Here is a 24,175-nt window from a genome sequence, read left to right on the forward strand (position 1 = left end):
ATAAGGGCCGCAGGACCTTCAGCCGTTTAAGAAAGCGCCTGCGCGATCTGTATTTCAATATTTATATCAAGTGCCCACGGACGAACGCCTGGGCCTTGCGGGTCATCTGGTCGAAGTGGCGGTCACGCTGCTTCTCCGCATCGATCATTGCCCGCTTGCCATGCTTTTGCAGCAGGTAGGTGTGAATCTGCCGCACTTCCAGAGAGCTGTAGATCGACGCAACGTCCAGCAACCCCATCAAGCCATCGGTGCTGTAGTCGCGCGTGTTCATCAGCACCTGAGTGCCGCGTACGCCGCGAACCTGAAAGCCCAGGGACTCGAACACCGGCACTTTCTCCACCGCACACGTCAGCTCGGCATGGGGATAACGAGCGAGCATGTCCTGCATCATCGCCCGCGCCACACCCCGACGCCGATGGCTGGCCTGCACCGCCATATACGCCACGCCACACGCCTCTTGATCGTCCTTGACCGGCAGGTACAACAGAAAGCCTAAGACCTTGCCTGGATCCTGCTCATCCATCGCAACGATCAACTCGACGGCAATCCCTTTCGACCCACCCACCGCTTCCAGGTACAGGTGCACCTCATAGCCGATCGCGTATTGATAGACGTTGTACAGCAGGTTGCTCGGAGGGATCGCAACCATGCTGATGTCGGTCAGGTAGTCGACCACCATCTGCAAGATCTGGCTGTTGATCGGTTCGGGGCATGGGGTTTCGTAGTGGGTAAGGCTGAACATTCGAATTCCTGGTATTTCGCGTCAAGGCTGGGCGGATTGTACCTGTTGCAGCAACGTCTGGACGCAAAGGCTGCCATCGACCCTGAGGTGCGGTTGTTTCAGTTGCTTGAGCCACGCTTCATGCCGTGGCCGGCTGCGCCCTGCAAACGCTGCAGTTTCATAACCGGCGGCCCATGCCAGAAAAGCCTGATGCGCGGCATGCATATCGCCTCCCGGTAAAATGCGTGCGCCATAACGCTGGGCCTCACGAGCGTTCACACGCTCCAGACGAAGTGGCGTCGGGGTGTCGACAAACACCACCAGGTCAGCATCATCGATCAATTCATCGCCCCAACCGTCCAGTGAACCGCAAAGCACCCAAGCGCCTTGGGCCAACACCTGATTGAGCAACATGACGCGCTCTGCCGGCGGCCGTGATTGTGCATAAGGCGGATCGGTCGGGTACCAATAGTAATCGTCCACATCCACATGGGGCAGTTGAAGCGCCGAGGCCAACGCCCGACCCAAGGTGGTGACGCCAGCCCCCGAGGCGCCACTCAGGTAGATTCGTTTGCTCATCGCGCACATACCTCACGCAAACACCCCCGCAACCAGCGATGGCCCAGATCGGCGTCCAGCCGCGGATGCCAGAGCATCGAGATGGTGAACTCCGGCAGTGCAAACGGCAGCGCAAAACAGTGCAAGTCGCGGTGCAGGTTGGCGGTGTGCCGCTGCGGCACGCTGGCGATCAGATCGGTGTTGCGGGCCAGGGACAGCGCGGTGGAAAAACCGGCAACGATGGTCACCACGTCCCGCGTCAGGTTGAGCGCTTGCAGTGCCTCGTGAATCTGCCCTCGGTCATACCCGCGTCGAGACACGTAGATATGCTTGCCCGCCGCAAAGCGTCGCGGCGTGACCTCTCCCTCACTCAACGGATGGCCCCGGCGTACCACACCGATAAAGCGGTCGCGAAACAATGCCTGGGTCAGCACTTCGGGGCTGGCGCTGCTGTCGACGACACCGGTTTCCAGATCGACGCTGCCGTCACGCAGCGGCGTGCTGAACTTGTCGGGTTTGTGCATAAAGCGCAGGCGCACACCCGGCGCCTGTTCAGCGACAAGGGCGAGCAGCGCCGGGCCGAAGCTTTCGACAAAACCGTCGCTGGTACGCAAGGTGAAGGTGCGAACCAACTGCGTCAGATCAAGGGATTGCGCAGGACGTAATACCGCCTCGGCAGCCTGCACCAACTGGCTGACCTGCTCGCGTAACTCAAGGGCGCGCGGCGTCGGTACCAGGCCACGGCCGGCGCGTACCAACAACGGGTCGCCAGTGGTTTCGCGCAGCCGTGCCAGCGCCCGACTCATCGCCGATGGGCTCAGGCGCAAGCGCTGGGCCGCCCAGGCGACGCTGCCTTCGGCGAGCAACACATCCAGAGTGACCAGCAAGTTGAAGTCGGGCGTCGACATGGTTTTTCCCCTTTATGTGGCGAGGGGGCTTGCCCCCGTTGGGCTGCGAAGCGGCCCCAATAAAATCACCGCATATTTTCAGCACGATATTCGTAGCATCTTTTAGGACTGCTTCGCAGCCCAACGGGGGCAAGCCCCCTCGCCACAACAGCCACCTCACCAGGGAGCCGGTGTTTGTGCTTGAGCAATATAGGGCGTCAGGCGCACGTATAAAGTGCAAATGCTGCGCCTTCCGCCATGTTAGGCGACGGCGTAGATTTCTGACACCCGTCAGAACAAGGAACTTGCCGATGAACGCTCTAACACCCCGTGGTGCCCTCGCCAGTCTGTCGCTGTCCATGTTGCTGGCCTCTCTGGGCACCAGCATCGCCAACGTTGGCCTGCCCAACCTGGCCCAGGCTTTTGATGCGTCCTTTCAAGCGGTGCAATGGATCGTCCTTGCCTACTTGCTGGCAATCACCGCCGTGATCGTCAGTGTCGGGCGCCTGGGAGATATCGTAGGACGCAGCCGTCTGTTGCAGGCCGGGTTGCTGCTGTTCACCCTGGCGTCTGCGCTTTGCGCAATCGCACCGTCACTCGGGCTGCTGATCGCCGCTCGCGTCCTGCAAGGGCTGGGTGCGGCGATCATGATGGCGATGACCATGGCCTTGGTCGGCGAAACAGTGTCCAAGGATCGCGCCGGCCGCGCCATGGGGTTACTGGGCACAATGTCGGCCATCGGCACGGCATTGGGGCCGAGTGTGGGCGGAGTACTCATCGTCGGGTTTGGCTGGCAGGCGCTGTTCTTCGTCACCGTGCCCCTCGGTGCCCTGGCCTTCGCCCTCGCCCGCCGCTATCTGACCCTTGAGGGCAATCAGCAAACGTCGACGCACACAGGCCTCAACTGGCTGGCGACGTTACGCAATCCGCCCCTCAGAGCCGGGCTGGCCATGACCGCACTGGTCTCTGCGGTGATGATGGCGACGCTGGTGGTCGGGCCTTTTTACCTCTCCCGAGGCGTAGGGCTTGACCCAACGTGGATGGGCCTCGCGATGGCGGTGGGCCCCTGCGTTTCTGCGCTGACGGGGGTACCCGCGGGCCACCTGACAGACCGTTTCGGCAGCCACACCATGGCCGTCATCGGGTTGCTCGCCATGGTCACCGGCTGCCTGTTGCTGTCGTTGGTGCCAGCGTACTTGGGCGTTGTCGGGTATATCGCCCCTCTCATCGTACTCACCCTCGGCTATGCCCAGTTTCAGGCGGCCAATAACACTTCAGTGATGAGTGACGTAGCAATGGATCGACGCGGGGTGATTGCAGGCTTGCTGAATCTGTCGCGCAACCTGGGGCTGATCACCGGCGCATCAGCATTGGGCGCGGTGTTTGCGTTTGTCTCGGGTGACCTCGCAATGGCCTCGTCCGAGGCGATCGGCAACGGGATGCGCGCCACCTTTACCGTCGCGTTGGGGTTGATCGGTGTCGCCCTGCTCCTCGCCTGGCGAAGCCATCGTGTTCCCGAATACGTTGCTTGATCACCGCGGCCCAAAAAACACCAAGGCCGCTGGTGGTGGTTTTCGCCCTGTGCGACCAGGGCCGCAAACACTCGGCATTCAAGAACTGACCGAAAAAATTCGGTCAACGGGTGCATGGATGCCCCTTCATCGCGCATCATGGGCACTTTCAAGCTCAAGGGAAACGTCCATGCGCGTTCTGTCATTGATGATGGGTCTTACGACGCTGGCCGCCGGTATGGTGTTTTGCGTCACCGCGTCGGCGAGCGAAGAAAGCCAATTGGTGGACTCGATCAACCAATACCGCAACCAGGTGCAGCGCTGTGGCAATCAGGGTTCTCAGGAGTTACCGCCCCTGGCCACCGATGCGCGGCTGGTGCTGCCGGTCAACAGCGTCGGCGACCTGCAACAGGCATTGGCGCGGGCTGCGTATCCGATGGTGAACGTCCAGGCCATCAGCCTCTCAGGCCCCAAAAATGCCGAGGCCGCCATGAAAGCGGTGAAAGAAAGCTTTTGCCGCGTGGTGCTGGACCCGCAGTTCGTCGATATCGGCGTCAGCAGCAATGGCCAGGACTGGCGCATCGTCCTCGCCCGCCCCTTGCTCACCAGCGGCCTGGGCGAATCGCAAACCGAAGGCAAGCAAGTCCTGGCCATGATCAACGCCGCCCGCGGACAAGCGCGCCAGTGTGGCAACCAGTCCTTTGCCGCCACCACGCCCCTGGCCTGGAACGAAACACTCGCCACCGCCGCTGCCGGCCACTCGCAGAAAATGGCCAACGGCAACTTCTTCGATCACCTTGATCACGAAGGCCGTACTCCCGGTGATCGGGCTGAGCTTGCAGGCTACATCGCCCAACAGATCGGCGAAAACATTGCCGCCGGCCTGGACACACCGCGCAAGGTGGTCGACGGCTGGCTCGCCAGCCCCGGGCATTGTGCCAACTTGATGAACCCGCAATTTCGCGACATGGGCGCAGCCTACGCGATGGACCCGAAGAGCGATGCCGGGATTTATTGGACAGGGATGTTTGGCACACAGTAGCGGCCGGTGAAACACCAAAGGGGCGATGCGCCCCTTAGCAAACCTGCTGAACTGACCGCGCTACGGTGCTACCGCCACCTGGTTGCGGCCCAGGGCTTTGGCGCGATACAACGCCTTGTCCGCGGTGTTCATCAGATGGTGCAAGTCTTGCCCCACCGTCAGGGTTGAGGCCATGCCGAGGCTGGCCGTCAGCCCGAGCACAGGCTCAGTAATCAACCCGGCGATGGCCTTGATCAACTGCTCGGCAATGTCTCGCGCAACCTCGACCGAGGTGTCCGGCAACAACACGGCAAACTCTTCACCCCCCACCCGGCCAGAGACATCCGACTGGCGAAAGGACGCACTGATCACCCCGCCGATCTGACGTAACACCTCATCCCCCGTCTGATGACCGTAGGTATCGTTGATGTCCTTGAAGTGATCCATGTCCAACATCAAGGCACACAGTGGCTGCTGGTTATCCTTGCACTGGTCGTACAGGCGTTGGGCGTGTTCAAAAAACGCCCGGCGATTCATCAGGCCGGTGAGCTCATCGGTCTGTGCGGCGCGAGCGGAAAGGTTGTGGGCATGCTCCATTTGTCGGGTCAGGCGAAACGCCTTTTCCAGGGCATCGGACAATTTGCGCGTCGCCCCCGCCACGAATGAAGAAAACACCAGCACCGCCAGAGCCATGCCCACCTGCATCGATGAGGGCTGAAACAGCAACCATATCGTGCAGGGCAACAACACCAGGCCGATGGAGGCCCACGTCATATAACGGTAAGCCGAGTAACACGACACCGCGCTGACCGACATCCCGACGGTAAACAGCATGACCAGCGCCTGGGACAAGCGATCATCGGTGGGAATAAGCGCCAATGCACCGAGCCCCCAGATCCCTGCGGAGAGTGTCAGCGAGACCCAGTATCGGCGCTCCCAGCGTTCTGGCGTGCGGTCACTTTGAGGGCAGCGAAACCAGGTCATGAACACCAGGATCCGCAACAGTGTCGAGCCCGCCAGCAGTATCAGCCAGACCAGAATGATGGTGTGATCAAACCGGTCCCAACACAGCCAACACAACATGGCAGCTGCCATATAACTGCCGAAAACGGCAGAGAATGACTGGCGAAACAACTGGTGCAAGCGGTCCGTTCGTACCTGCGCTTCTATGAAGCAATCCGGGGCCTGGCCATTCATATAATCCGCCTGCTCTTGCTGCTGCGACAAAGTCGATAGTGTGGCACCTAGCCATCACTGTAAACAACAGAATCCAGCGTGGTAGAGGCTCTAAAGGAGCCTGGTAAAAACCAACGTATCGCAGTGTGTCCAAAGACCATTGCGATACACAGGCTTTAACCCGACAACATTTTTGAAACAGACCATATACAGCACCACGTTCAACTGTGAGTCAGGCAAACAACCCGCCCGAGGAGACTCACATGAACGCTCAGTTGAACCGCAAACCCGGCCTCAAGTGCCGCCATCTGCTTGGCACATCACTCCTGGCCTTCACGCTGCTGCAATTGGGTGCCTCGGGCATCGCCAACGCACACACCCACCAGGTTCCGGCAGCAACCGCCAGCGCCGCTACCCATACCTCGTTCGGCCCACTCAAGCACATCAACGCCGGCCTGCTGAACGTAGCCTACGCCGAAGTCGGCCCGGCCGATGGCCCGGTGGTCATTCTGTTGCATGGCTGGCCCTACGATATCGATAGCTACGCCGAGGTAGCGCCGCTGCTGGCGGCCAAGGGTTATCGAGTGCTTATTCCCTACGCACGCGGCTACGGCGACACCCGTTTCCTCTCTGACAAAACCCCACGCAACGGCCAACCCGCCGCGTTGGCCAGTGATGTCATCGATTTCATGGACGCTCTCAAGATCAAGCAGGCCGTGCTCGGGGGCTACGATTGGGGTGCACGTTCGGCGGATATCGTCTCGGCCCTGTGGCCTGAGCGGGTCAAGGCGCTGGTCTCGGTCAGCGGTTACCTGATCGGCAACCAAGAGGCTGGCAAAAACCCATTACCGCCCAAAGCGGAGTTGCAGTGGTGGTACCAGTTCTACTTCGCCACTGAACGCGGCCGCGCCGGCTACGAAAAGAACACCCACGATTTTGCCAAATTGATCTGGCAGTTGGCGTCACCCAAATGGGCGTTCGACGATGCTACTTTCGACCGCAGCGCCAAAGGCCTGGAGAACCCCGACCAGGTCGCCATCACCGTATTCAACTACCGCTGGCGGTTGGGCCTGGTCCAGGGCGAAAGCCAATACGAGCCCCTGGAACAGAAACTGGCCAAGGCACCGTCCATCAACGTGCCGACCATCACCCTTGAAGGCGACGCCAATGGTGCACCGCACCCCGCCCCTGAGGATTACGCCAAGCGCTTCACCGGCAAGTACGAATTCCGGCTGATCAACGGCGGTATCGGCCACAACCTCCCGCAGGAAGCGCCGCAGGCGTTCGCCAAGGCGGTGATGGATGCTGATCGTCTTTGAGCGTGTGAGGCCCGGGTGGCCGAGAGAAAGGCCAGTGGTCACTGATGGATCGGACCACTGGCTGTGCCTGAGGGTTATCAGGCCGGAACACCCAGGATCATAGGCAAAGCCGCCCAGGGTCAGGAGACTGCAGCCTCGCTTGCGGACGAAGCAGCCCCGTAATAGCGCCAGCAGCAATGATCCCGGTGCCCCGGCACGATCACACAACCGCCAAGGCTCAGGAGCAGGACGCCAGCAACAAGCAACGAGAGACGACGTGACATGGTGATTTCCTCATGGGTGCAGTAGGCGTTGATTGGCAACGGTTAACCCTTGAACGCAACCACTCCGGGCAATCCGTCGCAGCTGTCAAAACTTTCATCAAGCCCCGGCAAACCCTCGGCAATACTTCCCTTACGCCGCCCCCGAGAAAAAATTTCACAGGCTCGCGACGGATTTCCCGGGCACCCGCCGTTCAACCCATCAGCAGCGTTTACGTTCATCTGCCGCCTGAAGGAGTTGTCATGAGACTTGCACGACCTCTGCGTTTTGCTTTGCTGATCCCCTTGGCCTTGGCCGCCCTTGCCAGCACACCGGTCTTCGCCCGGACCGAAGTCATCATCCGCGAGGCGCCGCCGCCCATGCGCGTCGAAATGGTTCCCGTAGGCCGCCCTGGCTACGCCTGGGATCGCGGGCACTGGCGCTGGGAAGGTCGTGGCTACGCCTGGATGCCCGGGCACTGGCAACCGGTGATGCGTAACGCCCGCTGGGTACCGGGCCACTGGGATGCCCGTGGCCCCAACTGGCACTGGAGCGAAGGGCGCTGGAATCGCTGAATCAAATCGCCTGATTAACCGCCCCATAGCCACCGGACCGAGACTTGCCTATTGAAAGAGACTGATCCGGACGTTGAGTTGCTGGCCCGCATCGGTCACCAGGACCCGGCGGCCGTCAATGAAATGGTGTCGCGCAAGCTGCCCCGTTTGTTGGCGCTCGCCAGTCGGATCCTGGGGGATGCCGATGAGGCCAAGGATGTCGCGCAAGAGACCTTCCTGCGCATCTGGCGCCAGGCGGCAAACTGGCGCAGCGGCGAAGCGCGTTTTGATACCTGGGTGCACCGGGTGGCGCTCAACCTGTGCCGTGACCACTTGCGTCGGCGCAAGGAACGCCCGCTGAACGAAAACGAGGACATGAACGAGGTGGTCGACAGCACCCCCGCGCCCGACGAACAACTGGAAGCGGCGGCTCGTAGCGAGCAAATGGCCGCGGCGTTGGCGTCCCTGCCCGACCGCCAGCGTGAGGCCATCGTGTTGCAGTATTACCAGGAGCTGTCGAACATCGAAGCCGCCGCCCTGATGAGCATCAGCGTCGAGGCATTGGAAAGCCTGCTGTCGCGGGCCCGACGCAATTTGCGCAGTTACCTTGCCGAGACACCCGGGCACGCCCGCCCAGGAAGGGGAACATGATGACACCCGAACGCTTTACCCACCTCGCCGAGGCCTATGGCGCGGACCTGAACCGCTGGCCCGCCGCCGAGCAGCCCGACGCTCAGGCCCTGCTGTGCAGTGGCGATGCCTGCGCACTCGAGGCCCTGCAGCAGGCACACCAGCTCGACAGCCTGCTGGACAGCCATCAATTGGCGCCGATGGACCTGGCGCTGGCGCGGCGTATCCGCCTGTCTGCGCCCGTCGCCAGGCCGGCCGCATTCTGGACCCGCTACGCCGGCTGGTTATCCCCCGCCGGCGTGATCGGCGTGGGCATAGCCGGCGTTGCCGTCGGCATGTTGGTGGCCTCCTTGAGCCTGCCAGCTCCCAGGTTGACCCCGGACGTGCTGCCCAGCGTCTTCGACCAGAGCGACGCCGAGATTGTCTTCACCGTGAACGCAGAGGAAGCCGAGCAATGACCCCGCCACCCAAATACCTGAAGCCGCTGCTGGTTGTGTCGGTCCTGCTCAATGTGTTCTTGATTGGCGGGGTCGGTGGCGGCCTGTATCACTGGCTGGCCAACACCCGGCCCGTCGAGGCCGTGGTGAACCAGCACGGCCTGCGCCAGGCGATGGTGCAATTGCCGCCGGAGCGGCGGCGCGAGCTGCGCCAGCTATTGCGTCAGAATCGTGCAGACAGCCAACCCCTGATCATGGCGGGGCGTGAGGCGCGCCTGGATGTGATCAAACAACTGGAGGCGCCGACACTGGATCGCGCAGCGCTGCTGGTCGACCTGGGTAAGGCTCGGGAAGCCGATACGGCACTGCGACTATTGGTCGACAACACCCTGGCCAATTTCGCCAACACGCTGCCACGGGATGAGCGCCAGAAACTGGTGCAATCGTTGTATTCACATGGCCAGGCCAAAGGCAAAGCGGCAAAAAATGAGTGAGATCAGCGACGGATTTGGCAGGCGGCGGCGTTTAACGGTCACAGGCCCGCCAATCCGGTGATGGCCCAGCCCTACCCAGGAACCGAGCCATGTCGAGAATACTCAAGGCCACGTTGGTCGCAACGCTGATGGCGGCCACCTTGTCCGGCTGCATCGTCGAACCGGTTCATCCGCGCCGGCCACCGCCGCTGGTTGAAGTGGTGCCCGTCGCACCAGCACCGAACTATCACTGGGTCGCCGGGCACTATCGCTGGGGTGGCGGACAGTGGTTGTGGGTGCCGGGGCATTGGCGGTATTGAGCTGTAGCCCATCACGGAGGCGGCACGCGGGATTGTCTTGCGCTCGCCTCCTCTCTTATGCTCGGAAGGACCTGCCACCCCTGTTATGACCCAGCAAGGAATGCACATGAACTTCTTCAAGAAGCTGCTCATATCGTTGAAAAAGCCTGCCACCCAAGCTGCCTCACAACCTGACGCCACCTTCAATCCGCTTGCCTCCCGCAACCCGACCGATGCCGAAGCGGCCAATCAGGCAGCCCGGGAAGCCAGCGCCGCGTGCCTGGACCGTCACTGGACATCCGTCGGCACCGTCGAGGCGGATGTCCTGGCCTACCTCATCAGCCCGAGCTTTTCCGGTGGCCCTCACTGGCCCTCGACGCGTCAGGCCTATCGGGTGATTCGCCGTGGCGACAGCATAATCCTCGCCACCGAAGGCCTGTCAGATCCGTTCGATGATGCCGAAGGGTTGGGTAATGGCTTCGAGATGGAGTTGTTCCTCGAAACCTCGGATATACCCGAGCACGCCCGAGGCCCCTTGGGCGAGGTCGACCCTTTCAAGCGCAGTTGGGCATTCGAGCTGATAGAACACGTGGCCAAAACAGTGGCTGGCGCGGGCGGCATTACCCAACAGCTTGAACAGCACGGCGCGCTATCCCTGGAACTGCCCGGGTTCAGCCTTTCCCATCATATGAGTGACCAACTGCCCAAACACTTCGTGACCGATAACGATGCCGTTGGCGTCCTCCTGGGAGCCCCTGAACCGGACCTCCCGACCCGACTGGATGACATGCCACTGTCCCCGGTCAGCCTGGTTCCGGTGGTATTGATCACCGCATCAGAACTTGAGTACGTCCGCTCAGGCGGGCGCCAGGCCCGCGAAGATCTGGTGAGCCGCTTGAAGGATGCTGGCGTCGGGCATATGAGTAGCCTTCATCGTGACAGCGTTGTGTGACGCCTGTCAGTTTATGCGCCACGTCAACTGGCCCGCTTCCTCCCATGTGCAATACTGAAAAACGATCCGCACCCTTACCTTGCCCTCAGGCAGGATTCAGTAACAGCCCGGCGAGTGCACCTAAGGTCGTAACCTGACAGATCGTTAGCATTGGAGTGTTGAATGAGCGTTAGGTCGATTCATGAAGCCGAAACCAGCATTGCTCCCAACATGGGCTTGAATGATGTCCTTGAAGCCCTTCCCGAGGCCATCTACACCACTGACGCCAAGGGCCTGATCACCTTTTTCAACAGCGCGGCGGCGTCCTTGTGGGGTGTCAGTCCTCACTTGGGAAAAAGTGAGTTCTGCGGCTCCTGGAAGCTCTTCTGGCCAGACGGTCGCCCGTTGCCCCATCACGAATGCCCGATGGCGACGGCGTTAAAGGAACAGCGTCCGTTAAGAGGGCTGGAGATCGTGGCAGAACGCCCGGATGGCGAGCGTACTCGATTGCTGGCCTACCCCTCGCCCATTTTCGCGGCCACTGGGGCGTTGATCGGTGCCGTTAACATGCTGATCGATCTCAGCGATCAAACCCTCGCCGATGAATCCGCGTTACGCCATAACGCAATTGTCGAATCATCCGACGACGCAATCGTTGCCAAAGACCTGAACGGCACCATCATCAATTGGAACCAGGGAGCGCAGCGACTCTTTGGCTACACCGCCGAGGAAGCCATCGGCAAACCGGTAGCCATGCTGATTCCACTGGATCGAACAAACGAAGAGCCCGATATCCTGCAGCGCATACGCAAAGGCGAACGCATCGAGCATTATGAAACGGTCAGGCGTCGCAAGGACGGCAGTCTTGTCGAGATTTCGCTCTCCGTTTCACCAATAAGAAACACCGAGGGCCGGATTATCGGCGCTGCCAAAATTGCTCGCGATATCACCGAACAACGTAAGGCCGAAGCGCAAAAAAATCTGCTACTTCGGGAGATGGATCATCGGGTGAAAAATCTGTTCGCACTGGCCAATGGCGTGATCTCACTCAGTGTTCGCTCGACAACGACCTCCGCCGAGCTCGCCTCTGTGGTAACCGCGCGGATGAACGCATTGGCAAAAGCCCACGCCTTGACCCTGTCCACCGATGGCGGCCGCGACCAACCCACCACACTTCATACGCTGATTCAAACCATCATCGCCCCTTACGATGACGGGAATGACCACAACTCATCGCGGGCTTTCGTGACAGGCCCGAATATCTCCATTGCCGGCAGCGCCGTCACCAGCTTCGCGTTGTTATTGCATGAGTTTGCAACCAACGCGGCAAAGTATGGCGCCCTCTCTTCAGGCGAAGGACGGCTGGAAATTACTTCCCACGTAGCTGGGGACACGTTCACCCTGGTGTGGAACGAAACCAACGGTCCTGCCATCGAGCAAGCACCCACCAGCATGGGTTTCGGAACGCTGCTGGCAAAAGCCACGGTAAAAGGCCAGCTTCAAGGGGAGATTACCTATGACTGGAGGCAGGACGGTCTCTCCATCACGCTGGTATTTTTACTCGGGAGCGCCTTTATCAGCCTAACCAGCAGCCTCTGAGCTGCGTTGAGGCCGTACTGGCGTTAACAAAAAACAACAAGAAGTGAATTATTTAGTATCTCTTTGTATCTGACCTTACAGAGCGCATGCCATCGTAACAATGGCATCGAAACAGCGCACAACTCGCCTGCTCCAGCACCATTCACGGGTAAGCGGCTTGTACAGGACGGATCAGCTACAGAGTAACCAGGATGAAATCACGTAAAAAAAGCGCCAGCCCCATTGGGTTGAAAGACATCACCATTGTCGACGACGCCAAGATGCGCAAAGCGATCACCGCCGCTGCACTGGGCAACGCAATGGAATGGTTCGACTTTGGTGTGTATGGCTTTGTCGCCTATGTGCTCGGCAAGGTGTTCTTCCCCGGTGCTGACCCCAGCGTGCAGATGATCGCCGCATTGGCCACCTTCTCGGTCCCCTTTCTGATCCGTCCTCTGGGCGGCCTGTTCTTCGGGAGGTTGGGCGATAAATATGGTCGACAGAAAGTCCTGGCGGCGACCATCGTGATCATGTCCCTCAGCACCTTCGCCATCGGGTTGATTCCCTCTTATGCCTCGATCGGCATCTGGGCGCCGATCCTGCTACTGCTGGCCAAAATGGCCCAAGGTTTCTCAGTGGGCGGCGAATACACCGGCGCCTCGATCTTCGTCGCCGAGTATGCTCCGGACCGCAAGCGCGGCTTCCTCGGCAGTTGGCTGGACTTCGGCTCAATCGCCGGTTTCGTCCTTGGCGCCGGTGTGGTGGTGCTGATTTCCTCCATCGTCGGTGAAGAAAAATTCCTCGAATGGGGCTGGCGCCTGCCGTTCTTCCTCGCCCTCCCCTTGGGCATGATTGGACTCTACTTGCGTCACGCCCTCGAAGAGACTCCCGCCTTCCAGCAGCATGTGGAAAAGCTCGAACAAGGTGATCGTGAAGGCTTGGCGGAAGGCCCCAAGGTGTCCTTCAAGGAAGTGGCAACTAAGCACTGGCGCAGCCTGATTACTTGCGTCGGCGTGGTAGCTGCAACCAATGTCACCTATTACATGCTGCTGACCTACATGCCGAGCTACCTGTCGCACAACTTGCACTACAGCGAAAATCGCGGCGTGTTGATCATCATCGCAATCATGGTCGGCATGTTGTTTGTCCAGCCCCTGATCGGTTTTTTCAGCGACAAGGTTGGGCGCCGTCCTTTCATCATTGGCGGCAGCATCGGCCTGTTCATCCTCGCCATTCCGGCCTTCATGCTGATCAACAGCGGCAAGATCGGCCTGATCTTCGGCGGATTACTGATACTGGCTGTCGTGCTCAACTTCTTCATCGGTGTGATGGCCTCCACCCTGCCGGCCATGTTCCCCACGCATATCCGCTACAGCGCTCTGGCCGGGGCCTTCAACATCTCAGTACTGATCGCGGGCCTGACCCCGACTGTCGTGGCCTGGCTGGTAGAGAGCACTAACAACCTGTACATGCCGGCCTACTACCTGATGGTGTTCGCCGTGGTGGGCCTGCTCACGGGCATCACGATGAAAGAAACCGCCAACAAACCCCTGCGCGGTGCGGCCCCGGCGGCTTCCGACATTGAGGAAGCGCGGGAACTGTTGCAGGAGCATCACGACAATATCGAACAGAAGATCGAAGACATCGACACCCAGATCGCCGAGTTGGAAGCCAAGCGCGAAAACCTGGCGCAACAACATCCGCGTATCGACTAGCGAGGTGGCGCCGGCCCGCCGCGTCTTGTTGGCCGTGACGGGCAGGTCTTCTGGGCTTGAGGACACGTTGAAAAACCTCTGGTCCGGAACAACCCGCTGAGTATCCGACCGGGTCCAGGAGTTCACGATGGACCCAATAACCTCAAATGCGTAACGTTACCCCATCGGCCTTCGAATCCCGGATGCCGCAGCGTTTGGCATCATCCTTATCGTGTTTCTCTCTGGGCACTATCACCTGAGCAAAAAGGGAGTTTTCATCATGACCGACGATACAAAAACAAAAGGGCCAGCGTCGTACTTCCCCTCAATAGAAAAAAAGTATGGACAGCCAATCACCCACTGGCTGGATCTGCTCAAAACCGTCAGCACCAAGAAGCATATGGAAATGGTGGCCTTGCTTAAAACTGAGCATGGTATGGGCCATGGCCACGCCAACGCGTTAGTTGCGTACTATTTGGCTTGCGCTAAAAGCGACTGACAATACAAACTCATCCCTTATTCTCATCAGTGCTGGCGCGGGTACGTCAGGCGTTTTTGGGTCACCGCGCCAAGCCTTATGAGGGTCAATCTTAACTATCTCGGCGAGTTGCTTTCCGTCGTCAAGCCTGCACAATTGCCGGGTTTTTCATGACAGGAAGTCCCCATGCAACGGATAGTAATTCTAGGCAACTCCGGCAGCGGCAAATCTACCCTCGCCCGCGCCCTCGGCGAGCGTTTGGCCCTGCCTGTGGTGCACCTGGACACACTGTTCTGGGAGCCTGGCTGGGTCGAACCTGACGCTGAACAGTTCCGCACGCGCGTGCGCAAAGCGGTCGCACCGGATGCCTGGGTTTGTGAAGGTAACTATGCCCGGCGTACGTTCGACCTACGCCTGCCCCGCGCCGACCTAATCATCTGGCTCGATACGCCGCGGCTCACCTGCTTCACCCGGGTGCTCAAGCGCAGCGTCATGAACCGTCCTCGCCCAGACCTTGCAGCAGGCTGTACAGAAAAGCTCGACCGGGAGTTCTTGACCTTCTTGAAGTTCGTTTGGAATTTCGACCGTGGCTACCGTCCGGGTATCGAAGCTGTGCGCCTGGCCATAGGCCCGCAGATTCCTACGCTGCACTTGCGGTGTAGCGGGCAGATTGCTGAATTTCTCGAGAGTTTGTCCGCCACGCCAGCGACCTGCCACGAATAGCCATTCGGGTTTGCCAACCCGGCCTGACGAAAACAGCCCGGCTCGTCCGCTGGGCCTTGAGGCCATTTCTTCCAGCTTTCTGAGTCGCCCCCTCGTTTCATCGACACAGGACTGGCTGCTTTGGGTCGTTAGCCGCCAGTCTGTGAAGCCCCCTCAAACGAGGTGACCCGGTTCAGCGCAGAGAACTGTAGATAGAGCTTGTGTGGGCGGCTGAGGAGTTGATTATCGCGGATCAATCCTTTTCGGGGTTTCCCATTCTTCTATGGGACTCTATGGAGAGTGTCGTCCCGTTCACAACTCTTCAATTGTCTTCATTCATGCCCCTTCTGAATATTCAGATTTTCTCGTGTGAGATAGACGCTGGTACCAGCAGCGCATAAGATTTGTCGCAACAACATTCTCATTGCTGCTTGAAAACCCAATCCCAACACAACAAAAAATCGGATGGATGAATGGAAGTTTCGATCGGAACCCTTCTCAGCGCTTCGGCTACCCGATATGGCGATAAAACCACCCAGGTTGCCAACGGGCGTAACTATTCATGCATGAGGACATTGAGAAAAACGCTTGTAACTTTGGCGATATGCCTCGCGGCGATGGATGCATCGGCCCAAGCACAACCTGTGGTGCAATTCATCGCCACGGGCGGGACGATAGCCATGAAGATCGACCCGGTGACCAAAGGCGTCGTCCCCGCGATTTCGGGAGATGACCTGATGCAGACGGTGCCGGATGCCGGCAAATACGCGATCGTCGAAGTCAACAACTTCTCGAACATGTCGGCCAACTATGTCGAAGCGAAGTGGTGGACACGTCTCACTAAGGCCGTTGATGATGCGCTCGCGCGTCCCGAGGTCGCCGGCGTCGTCATCGCGCACGGCACCGATACGATGGAGGAAACGGCTTACTGGCTGGACCTGACCGTCAAGTCCGACAAACCGGTGATCCTGATCGGTGCGCAGCGTAATGCATCCTCGCCCGACTTCGATGGTCCGCGAAACCTGCTCAATGCCATCCGCATTGCTACCACGGCGCAAGCCCGCGGCAAGGGCGTAATGTTGGCGATGAACAACCAGATCAATGCGGCGCGCAGCGTCACCAAGACTCACACAGGAGATGTCGAGACCTTCAAGTCTGGTGACTTCGGCTTTCTTGGCGAGGTCTGGGAGGACAAGGTCATCTTCACTAACGCACCGCTGCGCCGCCAGCATATCGACATCGGTACCGCAGAGATGCCGCGCGTAGAGATTCTAGCCATGTTCGGTGGGGCCGATGGATCGCTGCTGCGCTATGCCGTCGACCAGGGTGCCAAAGGCATCGTGGTGCAAGCTGTTGGCATGGGCAACATGAACGTCTCTATGTTCGAGGCGGTCAAGTACGCCCTTTCGAAGAACGTACCGGTGGTGGTTGCGACCCGAGTGCCCAACGGCCGCACGATGCCGGTCTATGGGTTTGTTGGCGGCGGCAAGACCAGCTACGAAGCAGGTGCAGTGATGGCCGGCGATCTGAGCCCTCAAAAGGCCCGCCTGCTTCTCATGCTCTTGTTGCAGAGCGGTATCAGCGGTCAGGCAGAACTTCAAGCCGCATTTGATCACTAGTACTAGTGCGTAGATTCGAGGGTGCCGTCGAAGCTTCTCCGTGGGCCGCAACGGGAGCTATCCTGAGTTGCAGGCTGGTTTCTACGAGAGGCGGCGGTGCAGTAGCGGGGAGTCGGGCGAGAACATTTAAGATGTGATCGGCGTTCAGACTTCCCGACTCAAGCCCCCGTTTACCGCTACCAGCACCGGGTCGAAACCGGCAATACGACTATGCGGGAAGGGAGTTACTCAGTAGTTCCGCACATAAAAAGACAAAAAAAGTTAAATTAGGTAAGTATCTAATTTATAGACGATAAAACACATGTAACGGTTAGTAAGGCTCCGAAATCAATGAGCGCTTTCCGATGCAGCCCCGTAGGGCTGTTCGGCATTTCCGTTATGGATGGAGATCGCTGATGTGCATGCAGCTCACTCAGAGTTTCGCTCCAGCCGATTATAAAGGTCAGTGAGTCGACAGAAGCCCTCCGGGTTTGCGTCTTCCCAAATATGCACCTCAGTGATCATGTCGAGGCTAACATCTCCAGGAAAATCTACCTCTATATGGGGTACCACTCGCTGTGACCAAAGTTGCTCGACTTTCCATCCCGACCAAGAAATAAGATTGGGATAGTGCTCAGTAGAGAGGAACATCACTACCGCTGGGTCATGCGGTGAATGGCTAGAGTTGGCATGCATCTGCTGCTTTTGAGCATTCTCTATCGGGCGAAACCAGAACCGCGCTGACCGTCTGCTTTTGGCCGTTAGCCCTCACTCATAAATAGCGACTAACAACCTCCTCACATCAAAATCACACCAGCGCAGCTGCAATCGTTCTGGAACGCCAGGCAAAAGCCAACACCATCAGCAGCCCCAGACCCGCCATTGCCGCTCCGGCCAGGGAGATCGCCGGATAACCCAGCCCGGCATTGATCACCGCTCCGCCCAACGCCGCACCAATCGCGTTGCCGAAGTTGAAGGCACCGATGTTCATCGCCGAGGCCAGATTGGGTGCGTCCTTGGCGGCTTCCATGACGCGCATCTGTAGCGGCGGCACCAGGGCGAAGCTGGCGATACCCCATATCAGGATGGCAACGGCGGCCGGCAGCGGCCAACGCATCAGTGCGGTGAACGCCAGCAAGACGAGAATCAACACGCTCAGCGAGACGATCAGAGTGCGATCAATCGATCGGTCGGCGGCCTTGCCGCCCCACATGTTGCCCAGCGTCAACCCCACACCGAACAGCACCAGCATGGCGGTGATGTAGGCGGTGGACGCGTGGGTCTCGTTGCCGAGGATCGGCGCGATGTAGGTGAAGACGGTAAACATTGCACTCGAGCCAACTACGGTCAGGGCTAACGCCCCCAGCACCGGACCACGACCCAGTACCCGAATTTCGGCCAGTACACCGACGCTTTGCGGCGCCTTCAGGTTAGGCAGGGCGAACCATAACGCGACCATGGTCACCACGCCGAGGCCGGTAATACCCCAGAATGCGGTGCGCCAGCCGAACAGTTCGCCAAACCAGGCGGCCAGCGGCACACCTCCGATGGTCGCCAGGGTCAGGCCCATGAACATTGCCGCAACCGCCCCAGCACGTTTCTGCGGGGCGACCACGCTGGCGGCGACGATGGAGCCAACGCCAAAGAACGCACCGTGGTTCAGTGAGGTCACCACCCTGGCGACCATGAGGCTGTAGTAATCGGTAGCCAGTGCTGACATCAGATTACCCAAGGTGAAAATCGCCATGAGTCCGATCAGCAGATAGCGCCGGGGAATCCTACCGGTGGTCAGGGTCATCAGTGGCGCGCCGAGCAGTACGCCCAGGGCGTAAGCACTGACCAACAGACCTGCGGCTGGAATGGAAACGCCGAGATCCGCAGCGATGCTCGGCAACATGCCCATGGGAGCGAACTCGGTAACGCCGATGCCAAAGGCACCAATGGCGAGTGCGACAAGTGGTGGGTTGATACGCATGGAAGGCTCCTTATCTATGCCGCTAATGCTACGATCCAACCTTTTCAAGCGGTAGGTAGCATTTCTGGCAATCACCTTTGCGTAAGGGGCACAGATGGATTTCAGCGGAAGGTCAGGTGAAATGGGCGTGTTCGCCACCGTGGCGCAGGAAGGAAGCCTTTCGGCCGCCGCGCGTGCACTGGGGCTGACACCCTCGGCGGTCAGTCGGATCATCGCGCGCACCGAACAACGTCTTGGCACCCGACTGCTGTTGCGTACCACCCGAGCGATTACCTTCACCGCCGAGGGCGAGGCTTTCCTGCGCGGCGCCCGGCGTATCCTGGCTGACATGGCCGAGGTCGAAGAGGCCATTGCCGACCAGGGCGTACCAAGGGGGCGACTGCGGATCAGCGCCGCCCTTGGCCACGGCCGGCTGGCCATCGTTCCCTTGGTGGCAGCATTCAGCGCCCGCTACCCGAACATCGTCGTCGACCTCACGCTCGGCGACGAAGTGGTCGACATTCTCGGCGGCCAGGCCGACGTGGCGGTACGCTTTGGTCATCTGCCTGACAGCCCGCTGACCGCGCGCAGGATCGGCGACACCGGCCAGGTAGTGGTGGCATCGCCCGAGTATCTACAGCTCCACGGCATCCCCCAGGAACCGGAAGACTTGCTACGGCACAACTGCCTACGCTTCAACTTCCGGCGTGCCGAACCCAACTGGCCGTTCATCCGCGGCGCAAGAGAGTTTTCCCTGAAGGTCAGTGGCAACATCGAATGCAGCAGTGGTGAAGCACTGGCCCAACTCGCGCGAGTAGGTGCCGGCATTGCGCGTATCGGCGAATTCAGCGTGAGCGAGGACCTGCGGCGCGGCGACCTGATACCGCTGCTGGAAGCCTGGAACCCCGGTGACCAGGAACCCATTCATGCGGTGTTCGTAGGTGGCTCGGCAATGCCGGCGCGGGTGCGGTTATTCGTGGACTTCTTGATGGAACATCACCGGATGCAAGCGGTGGCGTCACCTGATCCTTCCGGGGGCGCGTGATGCTGTTCGCATTAATCAAACGGCGTCCGCTATGACCGACATCTTTCAGGGCAGTTGCCTTTGCGGCGCCGTCAAATACGAAATCCAGTCACGACCCAAAGCCCTCACTCACTGCCATTGCAATCAATGCCGCAAAAGCCATGGCGCCGCGTTTGCCAGCTATGGCAGTGTATTGCGTAGCGATCTGCATCTTGTCCAAGGTGCCGAGAGCATCAAGTCGTACCAGTCCTCTGAATCCGTACTTCGCCAGTTCTGCGCCGAATGCGGCTCATCGTTGTTCTGGTCAAGAAGCCAAGGGGAATTCGCCGAGTGGATCTCGATAGCGATGGGCACTCTGGACTCCACGTTCACTGCCGACAAGCAGAAGCACATAGAGGTGGAATCCAAGGCAACATGGTATGAATGGCCACCGTCCCAGTGACCGCTTTAGAGCGACCCCGTGACAGGCCCCTTTCGGCCTGATGGAAACGCGCCCTACAGCGGATTTCAGATTCTGATGAATTGATCTAATCAAGGAAGATAAAGACATTGAAAACAGCTCTCGCCGCCCTGCTTCTGATCTGCCTGACCACCCACGCATTCGCCGACGATAGCCCTATCGGGTTCCAGGCCTCGACACTGCCTGACGCGCACAATGAGCGCCCGCTGGAGATGGTCGTCTGGTACCCCAGTACAACCGCCGCCGCGCCACAGTTGATCGCCGACAATCCAGTGTTTGTCGGAGTCCTTGCCGTCCAAAACGCGCCAGCGGCTGCCGGTGAACATCCGTTGATCGTGCTCTCCCACGGTTTCCAAGGTAATTGGGGCAAACAGGCGTGGCTGGCCAGTGCGCTGGCTCATCAGGGTTACATCGTGGCGGCGGTCAACCACCCCGGCACCACCAGCCAGGACCGCAGCCCTCAAGCCGCGGCACAGTTATGGCTGCGACCTGCCGACATCAGCAGGGCCATCGATGCAGTCATGGCCCAACCGGAACAATTTGGCAAGATCGCGAAGCGTCGAATTGCGGTAGTGGGCCACTCACTCGGCGGCTGGACCGCCCTGGAAATCGCCGGCGCACGTTTCGACCCCGAGCGTTTTGCCGAGGACTGCAAGGTCCACCCAGAGTTGGCCAGTTGCACCGTTTACCAACAGATGAACCCCGCCAGCACCCCGGCATCGAAGGCCCGGTTGGCCGCCGACTTGAGCGATAAACGCGTGACCGCCATTGTTTCATTGGACCTGGGCCTATCACGCGGGCTGACCGATGAAAGCCTTGCAGTGCTGCCGGTGCCGGCGCTGGTGATCGCGGCGGGAATGCCGTCTAAAGAGCTTCCCGCTCAGTTGGAATCCGCTGATTTGGCCAAACGGCTGCCCCACGCTTCAACGCGTTATGTCGAGATCAACGACGCCAGCCACTTCAGCTTTATGTCGGTGTGCAAGCCCGGCGCGATGGCGATGCTCGAAGAAGAGGTGCCAGGCGATGGCATCATCTGCACAGATGGCGACGGCGCTCGGCCACGCGAGGTGATCCAGCAACAGATTACAGCGCTGATCACCGAGTTTCTGGCGCAATCACTGCCCAACTAAGCTCTGCCTGAACCATCGGTTGGTTCAGGCCCTCTCTCATCCCTTAAAAACGCATCGCAGCCTCGCTAAAGCTCGACAGCTCCCGCAAGGGTTTCACGTCGTCGGTCAGATCTTCATCCCCAGCCTGATGCGACTGATTTTTCAAAGACCTTGAAAGAGCAGGCCCTAAGTGACCAACTGGTTGATCTCGATGATCGGCAACAACACCGCCATGACGATCACCAGCACTACCGCGCCCATCACCACGATCATCAAAGGTTCGAGCAATGCCGTCATGCCCATGGCCCGCCGCTCGATGTCCCGCGAGAGGGTTTGCGCGGCGCGTTCAAGCATCGGCGGCAAGGAGCCGGTTTTTTCGCCGCTGGCGATCAGATGGATCAGCACCGGCGGGAACACCTTCTCCACCGCCAGGGCTTGTGCCAGGTTGACGCCTTCGCGCACCTTGGCAGTGGCATCGGTGACGCATTGGCTCAGGCGGTCGTTGGACAAGGTCTGGCGCGCCGCCTCCAACGCCCGCAACAATGGCACCCCGGCGCCACCCAGAATCGCCAGCGTGGAGGCAAACCGTGCGGTGTTGAGGCCCAGCACAAAGCGCCCAATCAGCGGCAGCCGCAAGACCCGGCTGTGCCAGCTCAAGCGCGCCACCGGGTTACGCAGGTACAGGCGCCAACTCCAGAAGCCGCCCACCAGTACGGCAAAACACAACCAGCCCCAGGCGCGGATAAAGTCGCTGGCATTGAGCATCGCCAACGTCAGCCCGGGCAGGTCCTGGCGCGCCTGGGAGAATGCGCTGACCACCTGCGGCACCACGTAGCTCAACAGGAAGATCACAATACCGATGGATACCAGCCCAACCACCCCCGGATAGATGAACGCCGTAAGGATCTTGCCCCGCAAATTGTTGCGCTCCTCGATGTAGTCCGCCAGGCGCTCCATGACCTGAGCCAGGTCGCCGGACTCCTCCCCCGCTGCGATCAGCGCCCGGTAGATCGACGGAAAATCCCGAGGCCGCGCCGCCAAGGCGTCGGCCAGGCGCATGCCGCTGCGCACATCGGCGCGCACGCCACTGAGGATCTGCGCGATGTGCTTACGCTCGGCCTGCTCCACCGTGGCACTGAGGGCCGCCTCCAGCGGCAGGCTGGCCCCCAGCAAACTAGCCAGTTGACGGGTGGCCCAGGCCAGGTCGTTGTCCGACAGCTTGGCACTGAACAGTCCACCCGCATTGGCCGTCGGGTGGTTGTCCTCAACCTGCACCAACAAGGCGGTCAAGCCCCGGCTGCGCAGGTTGGCAAAGGCGCCGCTCTGGCTGTCGGCTTCCAGGTGGCCGGATTCGAGTTTGCCGGTGGCATCGGCGGCTTCATAACGGTAGCGATTCATCAGGCGTCCCGTGTCACACGCAGGATTTCTTCGGGGGCGGTGGCGCCGCTACGCACCCAGCGTTCGCCGTCCTCGCGCATGCTCAACATCCCTGCCCGCCGCGCGGCGGCGCGTAAATCCTGTTCGCCGGCGCCCTGATGGATCAGCCCGCGCAGGTCATCGTCAATGCAGAACAATTCGTGGATGCCCGTTCGACCGCTGTAGCCAATCTGGTTGCAGTGAGCGCACCCCACCGGGCGCCAGGTACCAGGGTTCGCGGGGTCTTCTTCCTTGCAGTGCGGGCACAGGCGGCGTACCAGGCGCTGGGCCAATACGCCGAGCAAGGATGAGGCCAGCAGAAAGGGTTCGACGCCCATGTCGATCAAGCGGTTGACCGCCGACACCGCGTCGTTGGTATGCAGGGTCGCGAGCACCAGGTGCCCGGTCAGCGAGGCTTGCACGGCGATTTGTGCGGTTTCCAGGTCACGAATCTCACCGATCATGATGATGTCCGGGTCCTGCCGCAGAATCGCCCGCAAGGCCAGGGCGAATGTCATGTCGATCTTGGCGTTGACCTGGATCTGGCTGATACCCGGCAAGTCATATTCCACCGGGTCTTCGACGGTGAGGATATTGCTGGTGCTGGCGTCCAGCCGCGCCAGGGCGGCGTACAAACTGGTGGTCTTGCCGCTGCCCGTGGGCCCGGTCACCAGCACAATGCCGTGGGGTTGGCGGATCAGGGTGTCGAGCCTGGCCAACAGTTGAGCTTCCATGCCCAGGGTTTCCAGTTGCAGGCGCCCGGCCTGCTTGTCCAGCAGCCGCATCACCACCCGTTCGCCATGGCCGGTGGGCACCGTCGACACTCGAATATCAATGGGCCGGCCCGCCACCCGCAGGGCAATACGACCGTCCTGGGGCAGGCGTTTTTCGGCAATGTCGAGCTGGGCCATGATCTTGATCCGCGACACCAACGCGCCGTGCAGCGCCTTGCGGGGCGACACCACATCACGCAAGGTGCCGTCGACGCGGTAGCGCACCACCGAGTGACTTTCATAGGGCTCGATGTGAATGTCACTGGCTTCGTCGCGGGCGGCCTGGGTGAGCAAGGCGTTGATCATGCGAATCACCGGCGCACCGTCCTGGGTGTCCAGCAGGTCGGTGATTTCCGGCATGTCTTGCATCAGGCGGTCGAGATCGACTTCGTTCTCAGCCGCGCCCACCACGGCGGCGGCGCTGCCGGTGTCGGCATAAGAACTGGCCAGCAGGCCGTCGAGTTCGTCGTCGCGCACGTGCTCCAGAGAGGTTGGACCGAACTGGCGGTGGACTTCGTTGATGGACCAGCCGGGAGTCGAGGGGCAAATGGTCAGCAACGGGCCCTTCTCACCCGGGCGCAGGAGGATGCGCTGGGATTTGGCCCAGACGTAAGGGAGCAAGCTCATGACAC

General features: G+C 60.2%; 24 protein-coding genes and 1 pseudogene. 17 read left to right on the forward strand and 8 right to left on the reverse strand.

Translation table 11 applies throughout. The annotated features are described in order from the left end of the window. Nucleotides 1-61: 61 nt before the first annotated feature. Genes HKK55_RS12355 through HKK55_RS12365 form a run of 3 tightly spaced genes read right to left on the reverse strand, consistent with a single transcriptional unit; the run spans nucleotide 62 to nucleotide 2,187 of the window. Nucleotides 62-742 (reverse strand): GNAT family N-acetyltransferase, encoded by a 681-nt coding sequence (locus tag HKK55_RS12355; protein ID WP_169354940.1) that lies wholly within the window; start codon nucleotides 740-742, stop codon nucleotides 62-64. Between the two features lie 21 nt (nucleotides 743-763). Beyond that, nucleotides 764-1,300 (reverse strand): adenylate kinase, encoded by a 537-nt coding sequence (locus HKK55_RS12360; RefSeq protein ID WP_169354941.1) that lies wholly within the window; start codon nucleotides 1,298-1,300, stop codon nucleotides 764-766. After that, nucleotides 1,297-2,187 carry a LysR family transcriptional regulator gene (locus tag HKK55_RS12365; protein ID WP_169354942.1) on the reverse strand — a complete coding sequence of 297 codons (891 nt, stop codon included), beginning with the start codon at nucleotides 2,185-2,187 and terminating at the stop codon, nucleotides 1,297-1,299. Before HKK55_RS12365 ends, HKK55_RS12360 begins: the two co-directional genes overlap by 4 nt. Nucleotides 2,188-2,477: 290 nt before the next feature. On the opposite strand from HKK55_RS12365, the gene HKK55_RS12370 reads away from it, so the two are divergent. Next, nucleotides 2,478-3,698 (forward strand): MFS transporter, encoded by a 1,221-nt coding sequence (locus HKK55_RS12370; protein WP_169354943.1) that lies wholly within the window; start codon nucleotides 2,478-2,480, stop codon nucleotides 3,696-3,698. Nucleotides 3,699-3,867: 169 nt separating this feature from the next. Further along, nucleotides 3,868-4,719, forward strand: a complete 852-nt coding sequence (locus HKK55_RS12375; RefSeq protein WP_169354944.1) for a CAP domain-containing protein — start codon at nucleotides 3,868-3,870, stop codon at nucleotides 4,717-4,719. Nucleotides 4,720-4,779: 60 nt separating this feature from the next. On the opposite strand, the gene HKK55_RS12380 is transcribed toward HKK55_RS12375, so the two are convergent. Then, complete coding sequence (locus HKK55_RS12380) at nucleotides 4,780-5,895, reverse strand: GGDEF domain-containing protein (RefSeq protein WP_169354945.1); 1,116 nt, start codon at nucleotides 5,893-5,895, stop codon at nucleotides 4,780-4,782. A gap of 242 nt (nucleotides 5,896-6,137) precedes the next feature. Between HKK55_RS12380 and HKK55_RS12385 the strand changes: the two genes are divergently transcribed. The 12 genes from HKK55_RS12385 (at nucleotide 6,138) to HKK55_RS12440 (ending at nucleotide 16,828) form a co-directional block, all read left to right on the forward strand. Further along, on the forward strand, nucleotides 6,138-7,193 hold the full coding sequence (locus HKK55_RS12385; RefSeq protein ID WP_169354946.1) for an alpha/beta fold hydrolase: 1,056 nt from the start codon (nucleotides 6,138-6,140) through the stop codon (nucleotides 7,191-7,193). 503 nt (nucleotides 7,194-7,696) lie between these two features. Then, nucleotides 7,697-8,008, forward strand: a complete 312-nt coding sequence (locus tag HKK55_RS12390) for a YXWGXW repeat-containing protein (protein WP_169354947.1) — start codon at nucleotides 7,697-7,699, stop codon at nucleotides 8,006-8,008. Between the two features lie 51 nt (nucleotides 8,009-8,059). Then, on the forward strand, nucleotides 8,060-8,638 hold the full coding sequence (locus HKK55_RS12395; RefSeq protein WP_169354948.1) for an RNA polymerase sigma factor: 579 nt from the start codon (nucleotides 8,060-8,062) through the stop codon (nucleotides 8,636-8,638). Further along, entirely contained in the window at nucleotides 8,638-9,075 is a 438-nt protein-coding gene (locus HKK55_RS12400; RefSeq protein ID WP_169357842.1) for a hypothetical protein, read from the forward strand. Before HKK55_RS12395 ends, HKK55_RS12400 begins: the two co-directional genes overlap by 1 nt. After that, nucleotides 9,072-9,548: a periplasmic heavy metal sensor gene (locus tag HKK55_RS12405; protein ID WP_169354949.1), complete on the forward strand. Its 477-nt coding sequence runs from the start codon at nucleotides 9,072-9,074 to the stop codon at nucleotides 9,546-9,548. The genes HKK55_RS12400 and HKK55_RS12405 overlap by 4 nt, the downstream gene beginning before the upstream one ends. Before the next feature lie 89 nt (nucleotides 9,549-9,637). Further along, the gene (locus HKK55_RS12410) at nucleotides 9,638-9,847 is read left to right on the forward strand and encodes a YXWGXW repeat-containing protein (protein ID WP_155585190.1); all 210 of its coding nucleotides are present in this window, start codon (nucleotides 9,638-9,640) and stop codon (nucleotides 9,845-9,847) included. A gap of 106 nt (nucleotides 9,848-9,953) precedes the next feature. Continuing rightward, nucleotides 9,954-10,778 (forward strand): suppressor of fused domain protein, encoded by an 825-nt coding sequence (locus HKK55_RS12415; protein WP_169354950.1) that lies wholly within the window; start codon nucleotides 9,954-9,956, stop codon nucleotides 10,776-10,778. A 162-nt stretch (nucleotides 10,779-10,940) separates the two neighbouring features. Next, a complete protein-coding gene (locus HKK55_RS12420; RefSeq protein WP_169354951.1) occupies nucleotides 10,941-12,356 on the forward strand; it encodes a PAS domain S-box protein in 1,416 nt (471 codons plus the stop codon). A gap of 191 nt (nucleotides 12,357-12,547) precedes the next feature. Next, nucleotides 12,548-14,050, forward strand: a complete 1,503-nt coding sequence (proP, locus tag HKK55_RS12425; RefSeq protein ID WP_169354952.1) for a glycine betaine/L-proline transporter ProP — start codon at nucleotides 12,548-12,550, stop codon at nucleotides 14,048-14,050. Nucleotides 14,051-14,309: 259 nt separating this feature from the next. Continuing rightward, nucleotides 14,310-14,528 (forward strand): DUF4287 domain-containing protein, encoded by a 219-nt coding sequence (locus tag HKK55_RS12430; protein WP_169354953.1) that lies wholly within the window; start codon nucleotides 14,310-14,312, stop codon nucleotides 14,526-14,528. Nucleotides 14,529-14,693: 165 nt separating this feature from the next. Beyond that, nucleotides 14,694-15,230, forward strand: a complete 537-nt coding sequence (locus tag HKK55_RS12435; protein ID WP_169354954.1) for an AAA family ATPase — start codon at nucleotides 14,694-14,696, stop codon at nucleotides 15,228-15,230. 452 nt (nucleotides 15,231-15,682) lie between these two features. Beyond that, entirely contained in the window at nucleotides 15,683-16,828 is a 1,146-nt protein-coding gene (locus HKK55_RS12440) for an asparaginase (RefSeq protein WP_237151345.1), read from the forward strand. On the opposite strand, the pseudogene HKK55_RS29290 reads toward HKK55_RS12440, so the two are convergent. Further along, nucleotides 16,788-17,032, reverse strand: a pseudogene (locus tag HKK55_RS29290) (hypothetical protein); the annotation flags it as partial. The gene HKK55_RS12440 and the pseudogene HKK55_RS29290 sit on opposite strands and share 41 nt — an antisense overlap. A gap of 583 nt (nucleotides 17,033-17,615) precedes the next feature. Then, nucleotides 17,616-18,782 carry an MFS transporter gene (locus tag HKK55_RS12450; protein ID WP_169354955.1) on the reverse strand — a complete coding sequence of 389 codons (1,167 nt, stop codon included), beginning with the start codon at nucleotides 18,780-18,782 and terminating at the stop codon, nucleotides 17,616-17,618. A 94-nt stretch (nucleotides 18,783-18,876) separates the two neighbouring features. Here HKK55_RS12450 and HKK55_RS12455 point away from each other — a divergent pair, with 94 nt between their 5' ends. The 3 genes from HKK55_RS12455 (at nucleotide 18,877) to HKK55_RS12465 (ending at nucleotide 21,375) form a co-directional block, all read left to right on the forward strand. Further along, nucleotides 18,877-19,806 (forward strand): LysR family transcriptional regulator, encoded by a 930-nt coding sequence (locus HKK55_RS12455; RefSeq protein ID WP_169354956.1) that lies wholly within the window; start codon nucleotides 18,877-18,879, stop codon nucleotides 19,804-19,806. A 31-nt stretch (nucleotides 19,807-19,837) separates the two neighbouring features. Then, the gene (locus HKK55_RS12460; RefSeq protein ID WP_169354957.1) at nucleotides 19,838-20,227 is read left to right on the forward strand and encodes a GFA family protein; all 390 of its coding nucleotides are present in this window, start codon (nucleotides 19,838-19,840) and stop codon (nucleotides 20,225-20,227) included. 107 nt (nucleotides 20,228-20,334) lie between these two features. After that, nucleotides 20,335-21,375 (forward strand): alpha/beta fold hydrolase, encoded by a 1,041-nt coding sequence (locus HKK55_RS12465; RefSeq protein ID WP_169354958.1) that lies wholly within the window; start codon nucleotides 20,335-20,337, stop codon nucleotides 21,373-21,375. Nucleotides 21,376-21,540: 165 nt separating this feature from the next. On the opposite strand, the gene gspF is transcribed toward HKK55_RS12465, so the two are convergent. Next, on the reverse strand, nucleotides 21,541-22,752 hold the full coding sequence (gene gspF, locus HKK55_RS12470) for a type II secretion system inner membrane protein GspF (RefSeq protein WP_169354959.1): 1,212 nt from the start codon (nucleotides 22,750-22,752) through the stop codon (nucleotides 21,541-21,543). Further along, the gene (gene gspE / locus HKK55_RS12475) at nucleotides 22,752-24,170 is read right to left on the reverse strand and encodes a type II secretion system ATPase GspE (protein ID WP_169354960.1); all 1,419 of its coding nucleotides are present in this window, start codon (nucleotides 24,168-24,170) and stop codon (nucleotides 22,752-22,754) included. The genes gspF and gspE overlap by 1 nt, the downstream gene beginning before the upstream one ends. Nucleotides 24,171-24,175 lie beyond the last annotated feature (5 nt).

The organism is Pseudomonas sp. ADAK18 (genome assembly GCF_012935695.1).
GTDB lineage: Bacteria > Pseudomonadota > Gammaproteobacteria > Pseudomonadales > Pseudomonadaceae > Aquipseudomonas.

What these genes read in the sequence shown, in the direction of transcription:
- HKK55_RS12435 (WP_169354954.1), top strand. Translation starts at nt 14,694, where the DNA reads ATGCAACGGATAGTAATTCTAGGCAACTCCGGCAGCGGCAAATCTACC.
- HKK55_RS12440 (WP_237151345.1), top strand. Translation starts at nt 15,683, where the DNA reads ATGGAAGTTTCGATCGGAACCCTTCTCAGCGCTTCGGCTACCCGATAT.
- gspE (WP_169354960.1), bottom strand. Translation starts at nt 24,170, where the DNA reads ATGAGCTTGCTCCCTTACGTCTGGGCCAAATCCCAGCGCATCCTCCTG.
- HKK55_RS12460 (WP_169354957.1), top strand. Translation starts at nt 19,838, where the DNA reads ATGACCGACATCTTTCAGGGCAGTTGCCTTTGCGGCGCCGTCAAATAC.
- HKK55_RS12400 (WP_169357842.1), top strand. Translation starts at nt 8,638, where the DNA reads ATGACACCCGAACGCTTTACCCACCTCGCCGAGGCCTATGGCGCGGAC.
- HKK55_RS12415 (WP_169354950.1), top strand. Translation starts at nt 9,954, where the DNA reads ATGAACTTCTTCAAGAAGCTGCTCATATCGTTGAAAAAGCCTGCCACC.
- HKK55_RS12380 (WP_169354945.1), bottom strand. Translation starts at nt 5,895, where the DNA reads ATGAATGGCCAGGCCCCGGATTGCTTCATAGAAGCGCAGGTACGAACG.
- HKK55_RS12370 (WP_169354943.1), top strand. Translation starts at nt 2,478, where the DNA reads ATGAACGCTCTAACACCCCGTGGTGCCCTCGCCAGTCTGTCGCTGTCC.
- HKK55_RS12360 (WP_169354941.1), bottom strand. Translation starts at nt 1,300, where the DNA reads ATGAGCAAACGAATCTACCTGAGTGGCGCCTCGGGGGCTGGCGTCACC.
- HKK55_RS12450 (WP_169354955.1), bottom strand. Translation starts at nt 18,782, where the DNA reads ATGCGTATCAACCCACCACTTGTCGCACTCGCCATTGGTGCCTTTGGC.
- HKK55_RS12405 (WP_169354949.1), top strand. Translation starts at nt 9,072, where the DNA reads ATGACCCCGCCACCCAAATACCTGAAGCCGCTGCTGGTTGTGTCGGTC.
- gspF (WP_169354959.1), bottom strand. Translation starts at nt 22,752, where the DNA reads ATGAATCGCTACCGTTATGAAGCCGCCGATGCCACCGGCAAACTCGAA.
- HKK55_RS12390 (WP_169354947.1), top strand. Translation starts at nt 7,697, where the DNA reads ATGAGACTTGCACGACCTCTGCGTTTTGCTTTGCTGATCCCCTTGGCC.
- HKK55_RS12410 (WP_155585190.1), top strand. Translation starts at nt 9,638, where the DNA reads ATGTCGAGAATACTCAAGGCCACGTTGGTCGCAACGCTGATGGCGGCC.
- proP (WP_169354952.1), top strand. Translation starts at nt 12,548, where the DNA reads ATGAAATCACGTAAAAAAAGCGCCAGCCCCATTGGGTTGAAAGACATC.
- HKK55_RS12420 (WP_169354951.1), top strand. Translation starts at nt 10,941, where the DNA reads ATGAGCGTTAGGTCGATTCATGAAGCCGAAACCAGCATTGCTCCCAAC.
- HKK55_RS12385 (WP_169354946.1), top strand. Translation starts at nt 6,138, where the DNA reads ATGAACGCTCAGTTGAACCGCAAACCCGGCCTCAAGTGCCGCCATCTG.
- HKK55_RS12375 (WP_169354944.1), top strand. Translation starts at nt 3,868, where the DNA reads ATGCGCGTTCTGTCATTGATGATGGGTCTTACGACGCTGGCCGCCGGT.
- HKK55_RS12365 (WP_169354942.1), bottom strand. Translation starts at nt 2,187, where the DNA reads ATGTCGACGCCCGACTTCAACTTGCTGGTCACTCTGGATGTGTTGCTC.
- HKK55_RS12355 (WP_169354940.1), bottom strand. Translation starts at nt 742, where the DNA reads ATGTTCAGCCTTACCCACTACGAAACCCCATGCCCCGAACCGATCAAC.
- HKK55_RS12430 (WP_169354953.1), top strand. Translation starts at nt 14,310, where the DNA reads ATGACCGACGATACAAAAACAAAAGGGCCAGCGTCGTACTTCCCCTCA.
- HKK55_RS12455 (WP_169354956.1), top strand. Translation starts at nt 18,877, where the DNA reads ATGGATTTCAGCGGAAGGTCAGGTGAAATGGGCGTGTTCGCCACCGTG.